The 14,686-nt window shown below is 57.9% G+C and carries 17 protein-coding genes and 1 pseudogene; 1 reads left to right on the forward strand and 17 read right to left on the reverse strand.

What is annotated here, in order from left to right; genetic code table 11:
* The 15 genes and pseudogenes from queE to AC1DVE_RS18430 all read right to left on the reverse strand — a co-directional run bounded on the left by queE (position 1) and on the right by AC1DVE_RS18430 (position 12,194).
* Positions 1–648 carry a 7-carboxy-7-deazaguanine synthase QueE gene (queE, locus tag AC1DVE_RS18360; protein ID WP_150754451.1) on the reverse strand — a complete coding sequence of 216 codons (648 nt, stop codon included), beginning with the start codon at positions 646–648 and terminating at the stop codon, positions 1–3.
* Positions 649–814: 166 nt separating this feature from the next.
* Positions 815–1,654, reverse strand: a complete 840-nt coding sequence (gene ybgF / locus AC1DVE_RS18365) for a tol-pal system protein YbgF (protein WP_223533557.1) — start codon at positions 1,652–1,654, stop codon at positions 815–817.
* 6 nt (positions 1,655–1,660) lie between these two features.
* A complete protein-coding gene (gene pal / locus AC1DVE_RS18370) occupies positions 1,661–2,158 on the reverse strand; it encodes a peptidoglycan-associated lipoprotein Pal (protein ID WP_003178634.1) in 498 nt (165 codons plus the stop codon).
* A gap of 52 nt (positions 2,159–2,210) precedes the next feature.
* The gene (tolB, locus tag AC1DVE_RS18375) at positions 2,211–3,491 is read right to left on the reverse strand and encodes a Tol-Pal system beta propeller repeat protein TolB (protein WP_191624928.1); all 1,281 of its coding nucleotides are present in this window, start codon (positions 3,489–3,491) and stop codon (positions 2,211–2,213) included.
* A 17-nt stretch (positions 3,492–3,508) separates the two neighbouring features.
* On the reverse strand, positions 3,509–4,588 hold the full coding sequence (tolA, locus tag AC1DVE_RS18380; RefSeq protein ID WP_046042213.1) for a cell envelope integrity protein TolA: 1,080 nt from the start codon (positions 4,586–4,588) through the stop codon (positions 3,509–3,511).
* A complete protein-coding gene (gene tolR / locus AC1DVE_RS18385) occupies positions 4,588–5,040 on the reverse strand; it encodes a protein TolR (protein ID WP_162135951.1) in 453 nt (150 codons plus the stop codon). Before tolR ends, tolA begins: the two co-directional genes overlap by 1 nt.
* Before the next feature lie 23 nt (positions 5,041–5,063).
* Complete coding sequence (gene tolQ, locus AC1DVE_RS18390; protein WP_008147369.1) at positions 5,064–5,759, reverse strand: protein TolQ; 696 nt, start codon at positions 5,757–5,759, stop codon at positions 5,064–5,066.
* Positions 5,749–6,216, reverse strand: a complete 468-nt coding sequence (gene ybgC, locus AC1DVE_RS18395) for a tol-pal system-associated acyl-CoA thioesterase (RefSeq protein WP_007990726.1) — start codon at positions 6,214–6,216, stop codon at positions 5,749–5,751. Before ybgC ends, tolQ begins: the two co-directional genes overlap by 11 nt.
* Positions 6,217–6,343: 127 nt before the next feature.
* On the reverse strand, positions 6,344–7,405 hold the full coding sequence (gene ruvB, locus AC1DVE_RS18400) for a Holliday junction branch migration DNA helicase RuvB (RefSeq protein WP_477784108.1): 1,062 nt from the start codon (positions 7,403–7,405) through the stop codon (positions 6,344–6,346).
* Positions 7,406–8,014, reverse strand: a complete 609-nt coding sequence (gene ruvA, locus AC1DVE_RS18405) for a Holliday junction branch migration protein RuvA (protein WP_008052450.1) — start codon at positions 8,012–8,014, stop codon at positions 7,406–7,408.
* A gap of 114 nt (positions 8,015–8,128) precedes the next feature.
* Complete coding sequence (gene ruvC / locus AC1DVE_RS18410; protein WP_046042207.1) at positions 8,129–8,653, reverse strand: crossover junction endodeoxyribonuclease RuvC; 525 nt, start codon at positions 8,651–8,653, stop codon at positions 8,129–8,131.
* Between the two features lie 93 nt (positions 8,654–8,746).
* Positions 8,747–9,475: pseudogene (locus AC1DVE_RS18415) on the reverse strand (YebC/PmpR family DNA-binding transcriptional regulator); the annotation flags it as partial.
* Between the two features lie 128 nt (positions 9,476–9,603).
* Complete coding sequence (aspS, locus tag AC1DVE_RS18420) at positions 9,604–11,379, reverse strand: aspartate--tRNA ligase (RefSeq protein ID WP_223459524.1); 1,776 nt, start codon at positions 11,377–11,379, stop codon at positions 9,604–9,606.
* A 121-nt stretch (positions 11,380–11,500) separates the two neighbouring features.
* On the reverse strand, positions 11,501–11,722 hold the full coding sequence (locus tag AC1DVE_RS18425) for an FmdB family zinc ribbon protein (RefSeq protein ID WP_032829812.1): 222 nt from the start codon (positions 11,720–11,722) through the stop codon (positions 11,501–11,503).
* 136 nt (positions 11,723–11,858) lie between these two features.
* Positions 11,859–12,194 (reverse strand): ribbon-helix-helix domain-containing protein, encoded by a 336-nt coding sequence (locus AC1DVE_RS18430; RefSeq protein WP_223459526.1) that lies wholly within the window; start codon positions 12,192–12,194, stop codon positions 11,859–11,861.
* A 592-nt stretch (positions 12,195–12,786) separates the two neighbouring features.
* On the opposite strand from AC1DVE_RS18430, the gene AC1DVE_RS18435 reads away from it, so the two are divergent.
* Positions 12,787–13,389 carry a cold shock domain-containing protein membrane protein gene (locus tag AC1DVE_RS18435; RefSeq protein ID WP_317848683.1) on the forward strand — a complete coding sequence of 201 codons (603 nt, stop codon included), beginning with the start codon at positions 12,787–12,789 and terminating at the stop codon, positions 13,387–13,389.
* A 64-nt stretch (positions 13,390–13,453) separates the two neighbouring features.
* Here AC1DVE_RS18435 and AC1DVE_RS18440 read toward each other — a convergent pair whose 3' ends face one another.
* A complete protein-coding gene (locus tag AC1DVE_RS18440) occupies positions 13,454–13,660 on the reverse strand; it encodes a SlyX family protein (RefSeq protein ID WP_008052459.1) in 207 nt (68 codons plus the stop codon).
* 3 nt (positions 13,661–13,663) lie between these two features.
* Entirely contained in the window at positions 13,664–14,089 is a 426-nt protein-coding gene (locus AC1DVE_RS18445) for an HIT domain-containing protein (RefSeq protein WP_223459804.1), read from the reverse strand.
* Positions 14,090–14,686: the final 597 nt, after the last annotated feature.

Genomic DNA, 14,686 nt, shown 5'->3' on the forward strand with positions numbered 1-14,686 from the left:
TCAGCGCCCCGGCTCGTCATTCCATAGATATTTATGCAACTGCAATTGCAAACGCACTGGCAGGTTGTCCGCCACCACCCAGTCCGCCAGATCCCGAGCATTGAGATCATGGTGACTTGGCGAGAACAGGACTTCACCGGCACGCAGGTTAAGACCGTACTGGATCAGCTTGGAAACGGACCAGTCATAGTCCTCCCGCGAGCAGATGACAAACTTCACCTGATCGTTGGGCGTGAGCAGCTCAATATTTTCGTAGCGATTGCGGTGTGCTTCCTTCGAACCCGGGGTTTTCAGGTCGACAACGCGACTGACCCGGGAATCTACTGCCGAGATATCGATAGAGCCACTGGTTTCCAGTGACACTTCGTAACCGGCGTCACACAAGCGCTTGAGCAAGGGAATGGCGTTGGGCTGTGCCAGGGGCTCGCCGCCCGTGACGCAGACGTATCGCGGGCGAAACCCTGCGACCTGCTCGAGGATGTCGTCGAGCGTGCGAATGGTTCCGCCGGTGAACGCGTAGGCGCTGTCGCAGTATTGGCAACGCAGAGGGCAACCGGTCAGGCGCACAAAAACAGTGGGCAGGCCAGCAGTCCGCGTTTCACCCTGCAACGAGTAGAAAACTTCGGTGATTCTCAATGTGTCTTGCATAGTCGCCACGGGCGTAACAGCTAAACAGGCTGTCCGCCTCCGTCAGGCACTTGAAGGAACCCCGGCAAAGCGCAGGCCCCCAAAAGCGTGTTTCATAAAATGGGCGTGAATTCTAACGAAAAAACCCGCGACAAGCGCGGGTTTCTTTGAAACGGGTCAAGCAGGCTTACATTTTTTGCAGATCGCGCTGGGCCAGCTGAGCGGCGGAAGTGCCCGGATATTGGGACACCACCTGCTGCAGAATGCCTTTGACCCGGTCGGTATGACCCAGGCGACGCTCTACATCAGCGAGTTTGTACAGCGAGTCAGGCACTTTGGCGTGCTTGGGATACAGCTGCGAAACCTTGGCAAATGCCTGACCTGCACCTTGCAGATCGCCCTTGGCCAGGTTCACTTCGCCCAACCAGTACTGGGCATTGCCCGCATACTGGCTGTTCGGGTATTTGCGCAGGAACGCGGCAAAAGCCTGGCTGGCCTTGTCGAAGTCCTTAGCCTTGATCAGGTCGAAGGCAGCGTCGTAATAGAGCTTTTCCTTCGCCGGATCTGCCGGCTCGCTACCCGCGGCAGGTGCTTGAGCGGCGGCTGCGCCAGCTGCCGCACCTGCGGCTGCACCGGTGGCATTCAAATCACCACTGGTGGAAGAATTTTGAGGACTCGCGGCTGGTGCAACGCCGGTTCCTATGCGCCGATCAAGATCCTGGTATCGCTCCAGGTTTTCCTGCTTCATGCGCGCTACATCATTTTGCAGAACTTCAATCGCACCTTGCTGGCGCTCGATCTGTTGCTGCATTGATTGCAGTTGGTTGAACAGCTCGCCCTGTGCCGAGACAGGGGCCGAAACCCCTCCCCCGGCATAGGCGCCGTTCGTACCGTAACCTGCAGGCGGATAACTGCTCCCGCTATTGTTATAACCGGAGTTGTCATCGACCACAGGAACCGCAGCCCACACCGCAAGTGGCGCGAGGCTGAGAGCCAGAACAGTTACAGCACGACGGCACGTTCGCATGACGAATTACTTACGCAGTTCGACGCGACGGTTTTGAGCCCAGGACTGCTCGTCGTTGCCGGTAGCAACTGGACGCTCTTCGCCGTAGGAAACCAGTTCCAGCTGAGCTGGGGAAACACCTTGCAGTACCAGGTAGCGCTGAACGGCTTTCGCACGACGCTCGCCCAGAGCCATGTTGTACTCACGGGTACCACGTTCGTCGGTGTTGCCTTCCAGAACAACGCGAGCGCCGTTTGCTTTCAGGTCTTTGGCGTGAACGTCCAGAGCGCGCATGGCTTCTGGCTTCAGGTCCGAACTGTCGTATTCGAAGTAGAAAGTGGTGATTGCGCGCAGAGCAGCTTCTTCGCTCAGGGAGCCGTCAACTGCGCCAGTGTTTGCGCCATAACCAGCGTTTGGATCTACCGCGCCTTCACCGGCATTGTCGCCGCCTTTGGACGAGCAACCTACAGCTACAGCCATGGCCAGTGCCAGCGCAGCAAATTTACCAAACTTCAGCATTTCCATCGTGAAACTCCTAATGAACCCCAGTGTGTTAAGTAAAACGTATAGCGCCGCGTCAGTTCAGGAAAGGGGACCAGGAAGGTTCTCTGACTTCGCCTTGTGCGGTAGGAAGTGGGAGCCTTACGCGTCCATTGATGGACACGAGCATCAAGACTCCCCGGCCCTGCTGGCGGGTGGCGTAGATTACCATGGTGCCGTTGGGCGCGACAGTAGGCGACTCGTCCAGAGTGCTATCAGTGAGGATTTTTACACTACCGCGCTGCAAATCCTGGGCCGCCACCTTGAAATTGGTGAAGCCATCCTGACGGTGAATCATGACAAGCGTCTTTTCATCAGCCGACAGTTTAGGGTTGGCGTTGTAGTTACCGACGAACGTCACACGTTCGGCACCGCCACCACCCGCGCTGGTCTTGTAGATCTGCGGTTTGCCGCCACGGTCGGAAGTGAAGTAGATGGTCGAGCCATCCTTGCCCCAGAACGGTTCAGTGTTGATGCCAGGACCGTTGGTAACGCGGCTGATCTGACGCGAACCCAGGTTCATCACATAGATGTCCGGGTTGCCGTCTTTTGACAGCACGAACGCCAGGCGGTTGCCATCCGGCGACCAGGCCGGCGCACCGTTCAGGCCTTCGAAGTTGGTGATCTGCTCACGGCGACCGGTGTCGATGTTCTGCATGAAGATGCGTGGACGTTTCTGCTCGAAGGAGACATACGCGATGCGCTTGCCATCCGGCGCAAAACGCGGCGACAGGATCGGCTCGCGCGACTGCAGCAGGGTCACGGCACGAGCGCCGTCATAGTCCGAACGTTGCAGGGTGTAGCGAGTGTTGTTCTCGGAGAAACGCTCGGCCGTTACATACAGCAGGCGAGTCGAGAAGGCACCCTTGATACCCGTGAGTTTTTCGAACGACTGGTCGGAGATGTAGTGCGCCATGTCGCGCAACTGATCGACGCCGCCGGACACGCTGCCGGTCAGCACTTGCTGCTCGGTGGCCACGTTGAACAGTGCGTATTGCACCTGCAGGCGGCCGCCCGCCGGAACAATGCTGCCGACCATGACGTACTGGGCACCCAGCGCCTTGAAGTCACGGAAGATGATTTCGCTGGCCTGGCTCGGCTGGCTGATCATGTTCTGCTTTGGAAGCGGCGAGTAGTAACCCGAGTTGCGCAGGTCGTTACCGATGATTTCCGCCATATCGTCCGGCAGCACGCTACCGCCCTGGAAGCCGAACGGTACAACGGCGATCGGGGTCGCCCGATCGCTGCCACTGGTAACCAGAATGTTTTTCTCATCTGCCATCGCCATCCCTGCCATGCAGCAGATAACGACCAGCATTCCTCGAAGAAGGTTTCTCACAAGGCTAGATCCTCAGGTGTGAATGTCATCTTGAATGAACGATACGGAGCGAAATCACTCGGCTTCATTCCCTGCATTTCTGTCAAACGTCCAATATTCTTCACCGCTGCAACAGCCGAGGCGTCAAACGGACCGTCGCCACTGGACTTGGACACGCTGACCGAAGTCACCGTACCGTCCGGCAACATGCCGATTTGCAATACGACCGTCATGCCTTTGCGTGCCGAAGGTGGACGAGCCCACCCTTCCGCTGCACGCGCACGAATCAGGTCATCGAAACTGCCGGCGACTTCGTCGCCCTGCTCATCGGCCAAGGCCTGCTGACGCTGTGGCGTGTCGGAAAGCAAATCTGCCAGGGCCTGGGCCTTTTTGTCTTCGGCGGATTTACGTGCCGCGTCCTGCGATTTCTTCTTCGCAGCATCGGCAGTAGCTTTCTTCTTCGCTTCCTCGGCGACTTTCTTCTTCGCCTCTTCAGCTTCAGCTTTCTTCTTGGCGTCTTCCGCGGCTTTCTTCTTCGCGTCTTCGACGATCTTTTTCTTGGCTTCTTCAGCGGCCGCTTTCTTGGCCTCTTCTTCCGCAGCTTTCTTGGCTTCTTCTTCGGCTTTCTTCTTGGCTATATCAGCCAATTGTTTCTCTTCTGCCTTCTTGGCTTCCGCGGTTTTCTTCGCATCGTCGGCTTTCTTGGCTTCATCAGCCTTTTTCGCCTCGTCCGCTTTCTTCGCCTCGTCGGCCTTCTTGGCTTCTTCGGCCTTTTGAGCCGCCTCTTCTTTCTTTTGTTCCGCAGCCTTCACCGCTTCCTGCTCGACCTTTTTCTGTTCCATCTGCTCGACTTCGGTCTGACGCGCAGCAGATTTCTGCGCCTCACCGGCAATCTTCTGATTGGTCTGGGTGGTCGCCCGACTTTTCGATTTCAGCTGGTACAAGGTCGCCTGGACAATCGGCTTGGCCGGCGGCAGTTCCGGGGTAAAGGCAAAACTGACGAACAGCATGCCGAACACCAGCACGTGCAAGCCAATCGCCCAGACACTAGGCCAGAAGTAGCTTTCCGAGGCGGACGGCTCTCGCTGTTGCTGCATCAGGGCGCCTCGGTAATCAAGCCAACATTACCGACCCCGGCTTTCTGCAACCCGCCCATGGCCCCCATGACGGAACCGTAATCGACACTCTTGTCGCCGCGAATGAAGACCTGGGTACGCTTGCCGCCTTCGTTGCCGACGCGAATGATCTTGGTCACCGCGTCAGTCATCTGCGGCAGGGTCATGGCCCGATCCTGCTGCTTTTCGGTGTCGACTTCGCTGCCAAGGTTCCAGTAGTAGGTCTTGTCGGATTTGATGGAAATGGTCAGGACCTGGGTGTTGTTGTCCTGCGGCAAGGCTTCGCTGGAAACCTTGGGCAGATCAACTTTCACGCCCTGATTGAGCATCGGCGCGGTCACCATGAAGATCACCAGCAGCACCAACATCACGTCGATGTAAGGCACCACGTTCATCTCGGCGACCGGCTTGCGCTTTTTGCGAGCTCGAGCGATTAAAGCCATTGGAAATTACCTGCTTATTCTTCGCTGGTGTGCACTTTGCGGTGCAGGATCGCCTGGAACTCGTCGGCGAAGGTGTAGTAGCGGCCCAGCAGGGTTTCGCTGCGAGCAGCAAAACGGTTGTAAGCGATAACGGCTGGAATGGCGGCGAACAGACCGATCGCGGTGGCGATCAGTGCTTCGGCGATACCCGGGGCCACAGTGGCCAGGGTCGCTTGCTGGGCGGTCGCCAGACCGCGGAAGGAGTTCATGATGCCCCAGACCGTACCGAACAGACCGATGTACGGGCTGACGGAACCGACCGTGGCCAGGAAGGGCAGGCTCTGCTCGAGCTTTTCTTCTTCGCGGGAAATGGCAACGCGCATGGCACGCGCCACGCCTTCCATGACCGCTTCCGGGTCAACGCCTGGCTGCTGGCGCAGACGGGAGAATTCCTTGAAACCGGCACGGAAGATTTGCTCGACGCCCGAATCAGGGTCCGGATTGCTGCCGGCCTGACGGTACAGTTTGGACAGGTCGATACCCGACCAGAAGCGCTCTTCGAAGCTCTCCAGGGCACGTCGACCGGCGCGCAGCAGGTTGCTGCGCTGAAAGATCATGATCCACGAGGTCACCGATGCGGCTACCAAGATCAGCATTACCAGTTGCACCACGATACTGGCATTGCTGACCAGGCTCCACATGGAGGAATGGTCGACGACGTTAGCTTCCACGCTTTATCTCCTGCTTTGAGTGTGTACCCGCGCCGCTCACGTCGGCAAAGGCCGCTCGTAGAGCTTCGGGAATGGCCCGGGGTTTTAAACTTTCAGTGCGCACACAGGCCACCAGAAACTGCCCTTCGCAGAGCAGCACATTATCCGTCGCCCGCCTGACCTGCTGTTTAAAGCGCAGGCTGGCACGGTTCAATTCGATTACTTCAGCGCTTACCAGCAGCTCGTCATCCAGTCGCGCCGGCGCGTGGTAGCGCGCTTCGCTGGAATGCACGACGAACAACAGGTCCTCCCCGGCAAGCTGCGATTGGGCAAAGCCCAGATCTCGTAGCCGCTCGGTTCGAGCCCGTTCCATAAACTTGAGGTAATTAACGTAATACACGATGCCGCCCGCATCGGTGTCCTCGTAATAAACGCGACAACGATGTGCGAAAGGCTCAAGCCCGTTTTGCGCGCGCATACTCTAGTGCTTACTCCTCAGGTTGCCAATCCGGCATGGCAACTGTTTTTCATTGTTCTGCGGCTTTCACGTGAAAGTACGGTCCTGGGACCCTACATTGCCCGAAAAAATCAGCACGCAACGTTAATTAATCGTCAGCGGCATCGAGGAACTCGTCTACCACGGGCATTTCGCCCAATCGTGACGGAATGTTTAAACCGAAATGCAGGTAGGCATGCCGCGTCACCACCCGCCCCCGTGGCGTGCGCATGATGTAGCCCTGCTGGATCAGGTAAGGCTCCAGCACGTCTTCAATGGTGTGACGCTCTTCGCTGATGGCGGCGGCCAGGCTGTCGACCCCGACTGGCCCGCCGTCGAACTTCTCGATCATGGTCAGCAACAGACGCCGGTCCTGGTGATCGAAGCCACGCTCGTCGACGTCCAGCAGGTTCAGCGCCAGGTCGGCAATCGGCTTGGTGATATGCCCCTTGGCGCGGACCTCGGCGAAGTCGCGCACCCGACGCAGCAAGCGGTTGGCGATCCGTGGAGTGCCACGGGCACGGCGGGCGATTTCGAAGGCGCCTTCCGGGTCCAGCGGCAAACCGAGGATGCTGGCCGAACGACTGACAATCGTCGACAGGTCGGCGGTATTGTAGAACTCAAGACGCTGGACGATGCCGAAACGGTCACGCAACGGATTGGTGAGCATCCCCGCCCGCGTTGTTGCGCCCACCAGGGTGAACGGGGGCAGGTCCAGCTTGATCGAACGCGCGGCCGGCCCCTCACCGATCATGATGTCGAGCTGGAAATCCTCCATGGCCGGGTACAGCACTTCTTCAACGATGGGCGACAGGCGATGGATTTCGTCGATAAACAGCACATCGTGAGGCTCAAGGTTGGTCAACAGCGCCGCCAGGTCACCGGGGCGCTCCAGCACCGGCCCCGAGGTGCTCTTGATCGATACGCCCATTTCCTGGGCGATGATGTTGGCGAGGGTGGTCTTGCCCAGGCCGGGCGGCCCGAAGATCAGCGTGTGATCCAGGGATTCGTTACGACCGCGAGCGGCCTGAATGAACAACTCCATCTGCTCGCGAACGCTCGGCTGGCCAATGTATTCAGCCAGGCTGACCGGGCGAATGGCGCGGTCCTGGACTTCTTCGCGCTCACGCGGGCTGTGCGTGGCAGCGATCAGACGATCAGCTTCAATCACTTAGATCATTCCCTTCAAGGCGCGGCGGATCATGTCTTCACTGCTCAAATCTTTCTCCTTGATCGCAGACACCGCCTTGCTCGCTTCCTGTGGCTTGTAGCCCAGGGAAATCAAGGCGCTGACGGCGTCAGTCTCGGCAGTGTTCACCGGGGCCGGTCCATCCGGCTGGTTCGGCACCAGGGCGAACATGGCCGGCACGGTTTCCCAGGCCTTGAAGCGATCCTTGAGCTCCACCAGCAAGCGCTCGGCGGTTTTCTTGCCGACGCCCGGGACCTTGGTCAGCGCCGAAGTGTCCTGGGACTGTACGCAACGAACCAGTTCGTCGACTTCCAGGCTCGACATCAAGGCCAGGGCCAGTTTCGGCCCGACGCCGTTGAGGCGGATCAATTCGCGAAAAAAGTCGCGCTCACGCTTGCCGACAAAACCATAGAGTAACTGTGCGTCTTCGCGCACGACCAAATGGGTATGCAAGGTTAGCGGCTCACCGACCGACGGCAAGCGGTAAAGGGTCGTCATGGGCACTTCAAGTTCATAGCCCAGGCCATTTACATCCAGAATCAGATGGGGAGGCTGCTTCTCAGCCAGGGTGCCGCGCAAACGTCCAATCACGTTACAAATCCTTGAGCGTTGGCCAGCTCTGGGCCAGCGACTGATAGAGCGAGGGAATACCGCCGACAACCCAGGCGGAACGCCCTCACTCCATGAAAATGATTGCTGATGCTATCAGAGACGCAGGCGCCCGCCACGACTGCGTGCAGCACCCAGACCGTGGGGCAGCAGACTGGAACGGGTATGAGCGTGGCAGATGGCAATGGCCAGGGCGTCCGAGGCATCGATCTGTGGTTTGCTGGTCAATTTCAGCATGTGCATGACCATCATCTGCACTTGCTCTTTATTAGCCGCACCGGTGCCAACCACCGCTTGCTTGACCTGGGTCGCGGAGTATTCGGCAATTTCCAGGTTTTCTTCCGCGCCCGCCACAATGGCGGCGCCACGGGCCTGCCCCAGTTTCAGGGCGGAATCGGCGTTACGGGCCATGAATACCTTTTCGATGCCCATGGTCACCGGATGGTACGTCTGAATGATCTCCCGCACCCCGCGGTAGACAATCTGCAGACGCTCATGCAGCTCGCCGGCACCGGTGCGGATACAACCGGAGGCGACGTACTCACAGCCACGGCCGGTATCACGAACCACACCGTAACCGGTGATGCGCGAACCGGGGTCGATACCAAGAATTAAAGTCATAACGCCTGCGGGTTAAGTAAAAGCACGATATTCATTACAGCAAATAACAAATGTGGGAGCGGGCTTGCTCGCGAAAGCGGTTTCATATTCAGCAACAACGTTGGGGATGTCCGCATTGGAGTAGACGTTTTGCACGTCATCCAGGTCCTCGAGCATGTCGATCAGCTTGAGGACTTTCTCGGCGCCTTCCAGATCGAGCTCGGCGCTGGTGGTCGGCAACATGACGATTTCCGCGTCGTCACCTTTGAAGCCCGCCGCTTCCAGTGCGTTACGCACCGAATAGAACCCGGCAAACGAGGTGAAAACGTCGATCGAACCGTCTTCGTTGGTCACCACGTCATCGGCGTCGGCTTCCATGGCCGCTTCCATCAGTGCGTCTTCGTCAACGCCGGCAGCAAAGGATATCTGCCCCTTGCGTTCGAACAGATAGGCCACCGAACCGTCAGTCCCCAGGTTGCCGCCGCATTTGCTGAACGCGTGACGAACAGCGGCTGCGGTGCGATTACGGTTGTCGGTCATGCATTCGACCATCACCGCCACGCCGCCCGGACCGTAACCTTCGTAGGTCAGTTCGACCATGTCGTCGGTATCGGCGGCGCCAGCACCACGGGCAACTGCCCGATCAATGATGTCGCGACTCATGTTCGCGCCAAGGGCCTTGTCCAATGCCAGACGCAGACGCGGGTTGGAGCCTGGATCACCGCCACCCTGACGGGCAGCGACAGTCAGCTCACGAATCCACTTGGTGAAAATCTTGCCTTTCTTGGCATCCTGACGTTCTTTGCGGTGCTTGATGTTCGCCCACTTGGAATGACCTGCCATAACTCGCTCCGAATTCTCTTTGAAACATTGCCCGCTGCGCTGTATTGCGCCGGCCGGCAAACAAAAATCTTGAACAGCTCTATCTATAAAGAAAGGGCGCATCCACAGATGCGCCCTTCAGGTCAGCCTTACTCGGCCTTAGGCGTTTCGCGCAGACGAATGTGCAGTTCGCGCAGTGCCTTGGCATCCACCTGACCCGGTGCCTGAGTCATGACATCTGCCGCACTCTGGGTTTTCGGGAAGGCGATCACTTCACGGATCGACTGAGCGCCGGTCATCAGCATCACAAGACGGTCCAGACCGAAGGCCAGACCACCGTGCGGCGGCGCGCCGTACTTCAGGGCGTCGAGCAAGAAGCCGAATTTCTCTTCCTGTTCCGCTTCGTTGATGCCCAACAGACGGAATACCGACTGCTGCATCTCTTTACGGTGGATACGGATCGAACCGCCACCCAGTTCGGTACCGTTCAGGACCATGTCGTAGGCACGGGACAGAGCGCCAGCCGGGTTGGCTTCCAGCTCTTGCGGGGTGCACTTCGGTGCGGTGAACGGGTGGTGCAAGGCGCTGAGGCTGCCGTCGTCGTTCTCTTCGAACATCGGGAAGTCAACGACCCACATCGGAGCCCATTCGCAGGTCAACAGGTTCAGGTCGTGACCGAGCTTGATGCGCAATGCGCCCAACGCTTCGCTGACGATCTTGGCCTTGTCGGCACCGAAGAACACGATGTCGCCGTCAACTGCACCAACACGATCCAGGATCACGTTGAGGTTGGCTTCAGGGATGTTCTTCACGATCGGCGATTGCAGACCGTCAACGCCATTCGCGCGCTCGTTGACCTTGATGTACGCCAGGCCCTTGGCACCGTAGATGCCGACAAACTTGGTGTAGTCGTCGATCTGCTTGCGCGGCATGCTCGCCCCGCCAGGTACGCGCAAGGCGGCGATACGGCATTTCGGGTCGTTGGCCGGGCCGCTGAACACCTTGAAGTCGACTTCCTTGAGCTGATCGGCCACGTCAACCAGTTCCAGCGGGTTACGCAGGTCTGGCTTGTCGGAACCGTAGCGGCGCATGGCTTCTTCGAAGGTCATGTGCGGGAACTCGCCGAATTCCAGGCCCAGCACTTCCTTGAACAGGTTGCGGATCATTTGCTCGGTCAGGCCCATGATCTCTTTTTCATCGAGGAAGCTGGTCTCGATGTCGATCTGGGTGAATTCCGGCTGACGGTCGGCACGCAGATCTTCGTCACGGAAGCACTTGGCAATCTGGTAGTAACGGTCGAAGCCGGCCACCATCAGCAGCTGCTTGAACAGCTGTGGCGATTGCGGCAAGGCGAAGAACGAACCGGCGTGAGTACGGCTCGGCACCAGGTAGTCGCGCGCGCCTTCCGGGGTAGCACGGGTCAGGATCGGCGTCTCGACGTCGAGGAAGCCGTTCTCGTCCAGGAAGCGGCGGATGCTGGTGGTCATGCGCGAACGCAGACGCAGCTTCTCGGCCATTTCCGGGCGACGCAGGTCGAGGAAGCGATAGCGCAGGCGGGTTTCTTCGCCGACGTCGGAGAACTCGTTCAACGGGAACGGCGGGGTTTCCGATTCGTTCAGCACTTCCAGTTCGTAACCCAGGACTTCGATCATGCCCGACGCCATGTTGGCGTTGGTCGCGCCGGCCGGACGCAGGCGAACCTTGCCGGTGATTTTCACGACGTACTCGCTGCGCACGCGATCGGCTGCGGCGAAGGTTTCAGCGCGGTCCGGATCGAACACGACCTGGGCCAGACCATCACGATCACGGATATCGAGGAAAATCACCCCACCGTGGTCACGGCGACGGTGAACCCATCCGCAAAGGGTAATTTCCTGGCCGTCCAGGCTTTCGTTCAGTTGGCCGCAATAATGGCTGCGCATCATGGTCGTGGTTTCACTTCTCGTAATTCGAAATTCGGTGGAGATCCTACAGCAGCCCCGCCTTTAAAAAAGGCGCCGGGTGATGCAAAAGCTCGCGCGTGTCGTTCAACTCAGGTTCCAGACCTTAGTCAGCTTTGTCGCCGCCGGCCAGGTTCTTCTTGGAACCGGTCTTGAAATCGGTTTCGTACCAACCCGTGCCGCTGAGGCGGAAGCCCGGCATGGACAGCAACTTTTTAAGCTCTGGCGCCTGACAGGCAGGGCAGTCGACCAGCGGTGCATCGCTGATCTTTTGAATGGCTTCCAACTGATGACCACAGGAAGCACATTGATAATCGTACATCGGCATGGAGGTTGTCTCGGCGATCAGATTGCTACCGCACACGCAGGGTTTTGCGGCAAAGAGCGGGATTATATCCATTAAATGCGGCCTGTGCAGCCGTAAGACTGCACAGACCGACACTCTGCTGCTTTCGCCGCTCAGGCTAGGCCGTGACGGCGCAACCCCCTTCCTTGAGACTGTGCACGACACAGACAACCCGCACCAATCCACTGAAGTTCCTTACCCCGCCATGACGCAAGTGAACTTCGCGATCCACGTGAGATAACAGGCTACTGACCGAGCAACCATTGGCCCGGGCCATCTCCCCCAAAATATCCCAATAAACCTGTTCAAGCCGCAAACAGGTGGCGAAGCCATTCAATCGTACGGAGCGGGACAAGGGCTGGGCCAACCCCATATCGAACTCGCGAACAAACGGATCGACCCTTACATCCCTGTGCGAACCGTATCGCCCCTCTTCTTGCCGTTCATAAACCATAACGCTGACACTCCTTTGCCATCCTGGTTTCGTTAAGAGCAACTGTCTGTCGACTTATAGAAACGCAGTTACAAAGGCATATCCAGACGACTTTATGACCATCAACGTAAGATAAGCCAACAACTGTTGGCAGACCCCGGAGAACGTCCTACTCCGGACATTTTCCCACGCAGCAAAGTGATGCCCCCTTCAGAAGCGCCGTGCTGAACGGTGTAGGAAAGAAGAGCGCGAACAACACTTCAAGGCGTCATCCGCGCACGCGAGCGTTACTGATCCAGCAGAGAGCGAAGTATCCACCCCGTTTTTTTTCATGCACCTGCATAGGCTGGGGCAGCAAGTCGGCCGTAGGTACCGCAGCCCCGCAACCCGGGGCAACCTGCACCAAATCATCCCCAAAGAGCCGCCGGACGCCCTGATTTGAGTAGCCTGCAGCTTTGCTGTTAAATAGACAGCGTGTCGCCAGTGCCTATTTTTTCCGGGCACGGCGCATAGGCTGATACCGGGTACGTGTCCAACGCCTCTTTATTATCTTGAAGCGAACCGTGCGCCATCAGCTCTTCCTTGTGAGCTGTCTTAACGTGAGTTAATCAAAATGTTGAAAATCGTCCATCTGTTGATAGGCGCAGCGGCCTTGCTGCTGTCCTTCATCCCTAGCCTGCAATCCGAAGCCTTACCTTACCTGCAACAACCCGACGCGCTGTACCTGGCCTTTTTCGGCCTGCTCAACCTCACACTGGCACCTGTCATCCCTTACTGGAACAAAGGCCCGCGTCACCAACTGCAAAACCTGGTCAGCGCCCTGCTGGTTCTGAGCGTGGTCCTGCAAACCCTGACGCTGCTCGCACCGATGCCCGTCATCGCCGGTCAACCCGCCGTTCTGTTCAGCCTGGTCGCTGCCCTGATCGCCGTTGCCCTGCACCTGGGCATCAGCTTCTACAAGTCGTCACCAGCCACCGCCTCGCCTAGCTACGACATGAGCAACCGCGATACCGGCACCGTCAAGTGGTTCAACACGTCCAAAGGCTTCGGCTTCATCTCCCGCGACTCCGGCGACGATATCTTCGTCCACTTCCGGGCCATTCGCGGCGAAGGTCACCGCGTCCTGGTCGAAGGCCAGCGCGTGGAGTTCTCCGTCATGAATCGTGACAAGGGCCTGCAAGCCGAAGATGTGATCGCCGCACTGCCGCGCCGCTGATTCAAGGCTAAAAAAAACCGCGCACAGCCGAGCTGTCCGCGGTTTTTTCATGCCTGCGATTTACTTAATAGTGGGGCGGCGGCGCTTCTTCTTCGAATGACTCGAACTGGCCGACCATTTCCTCCTGCCGCTTGAGCAGTGCGGCCATTTGCAGCTGCAGACGCTCGACCACCCGCTGCTGCGCCACCAGCACATCGTTCAATGCCTGGATGGTGTCATCCTGAAAGGCCAGACGACTTTCAAGCTCGGTAACGCGTTCTTCCAGGCTCATGGTTCAGCCCTCCAGAAACGTAAAATCATCGGTCAAAATCAGACGCAAACGTTCGCGAATGGCGACGATCTGCTCCGACTTGTAGGGTTTTGCCGGGTGTTTACCCCAAACCGGCGCGGGCCAGGCGGCATCTTCGCGCTTGCGCACAATCACATGCATGTGCAACTGACTGACAACATTACCCAGCGCCGCAACATTCAACTTGTCCGCATCGAACGAGTCCTTGAGCACTTGCGACAGCGCAGTTGTTTCCTGCCAAAGCTGTTGCTGGTCTGCGACATCCAACTGAAATATCTCGCTGATAGCCTCGCGACGAGGTACCAGGATGAACCAGGGATAGTTCGAATCGTTGGACAGCAGCAACCGGCAGAGCGGAAAGTCCCCGATTGGTAACGTGTCTTGTTGAAGTCGTGGATCTAAAGCGAACACTGCGCGCACTCCCGCCGGATCATCATTTTTCAGCTTAGCGCCCATCCTGACGGGACAGCGCGCCAAACGACCGGACGGCAGCATACCTGCGAACGGCGCACGCTTCACGACGAACCTTACGCAGAAGTCACAAGCGCTAACGAAAGGCTGACAACCCGCCCCCGATTGAGACACTTTTCGCTGCTGCGCACCATTGCAGAACCGATAAGCCGGCAAAAAACACCGAAATGACTGATTAACAAGAAGGAGTTCGTTACAGACAAACGGTCAAACTGGATGAACTCGGCACGACACAAAATTTTTTTGCACCAAAACCGCACAGTGGGTCTACGCTGAACGCTTCGACATCCGCCATTTACTCACTGACGGGGTGATCCGGTAACATTTTTGCCTGTCATGCAGTGGACCAGAACGGTGCAACATGATGCCGGACAAGGCGTCAAGCCCAAACTAAACGTGCTTGAACCCCCGGTTTTATGAGGTTTTTACGGCGTCAGACAGTCAACTGGAAAAAAACTGCAACAAAACCCGAATTTGCGCACACTTATTGCATTCATACCCAACATCGCCTGAGTGGCACCCGCTGGAAGCGGAGGC

The sequence above is a fragment of the Pseudomonas sp. P4_B4 genome (genome assembly GCF_056402255.1).

Excerpts from the sequence above, each read along its gene's own strand:
- ruvC (WP_046042207.1), bottom strand. The coding sequence starts at position 8,653 with ATGACTTTAATTCTTGGTATCGACCCCGGTTCGCGCATCACCGGTTAC.
- tolA (WP_046042213.1), bottom strand. The coding sequence starts at position 4,588 with ATGCAGCAACAGCGAGAGCCGTCCGCCTCGGAAAGCTACTTCTGGCCT.
- pal (WP_003178634.1), bottom strand. The coding sequence starts at position 2,158 with ATGGAAATGCTGAAGTTTGGTAAATTTGCTGCGCTGGCACTGGCCATG.
- ybgC (WP_007990726.1), bottom strand. The coding sequence starts at position 6,216 with ATGCGCGCGCAAAACGGGCTTGAGCCTTTCGCACATCGTTGTCGCGTT.
- queE (WP_150754451.1), bottom strand. The coding sequence starts at position 648 with ATGCAAGACACATTGAGAATCACCGAAGTTTTCTACTCGTTGCAGGGT.
- ybgF (WP_223533557.1), bottom strand. The coding sequence starts at position 1,654 with ATGCGAACGTGCCGTCGTGCTGTAACTGTTCTGGCTCTCAGCCTCGCG.
- AC1DVE_RS18440 (WP_008052459.1), bottom strand. The coding sequence starts at position 13,660 with ATGAGCCTGGAAGAACGCGTTACCGAGCTTGAAAGTCGTCTGGCCTTT.
- AC1DVE_RS18425 (WP_032829812.1), bottom strand. The coding sequence starts at position 11,722 with ATGCCGATGTACGATTATCAATGTGCTTCCTGTGGTCATCAGTTGGAA.
- AC1DVE_RS18435 (WP_317848683.1), top strand. The coding sequence starts at position 12,787 with ATGTTGAAAATCGTCCATCTGTTGATAGGCGCAGCGGCCTTGCTGCTG.
- tolB (WP_191624928.1), bottom strand. The coding sequence starts at position 3,491 with ATGCTGGTCGTTATCTGCTGCATGGCAGGGATGGCGATGGCAGATGAG.
- aspS (WP_223459524.1), bottom strand. The coding sequence starts at position 11,379 with ATGATGCGCAGCCATTATTGCGGCCAACTGAACGAAAGCCTGGACGGC.
- AC1DVE_RS18430 (WP_223459526.1), bottom strand. The coding sequence starts at position 12,194 with ATGGTTTATGAACGGCAAGAAGAGGGGCGATACGGTTCGCACAGGGAT.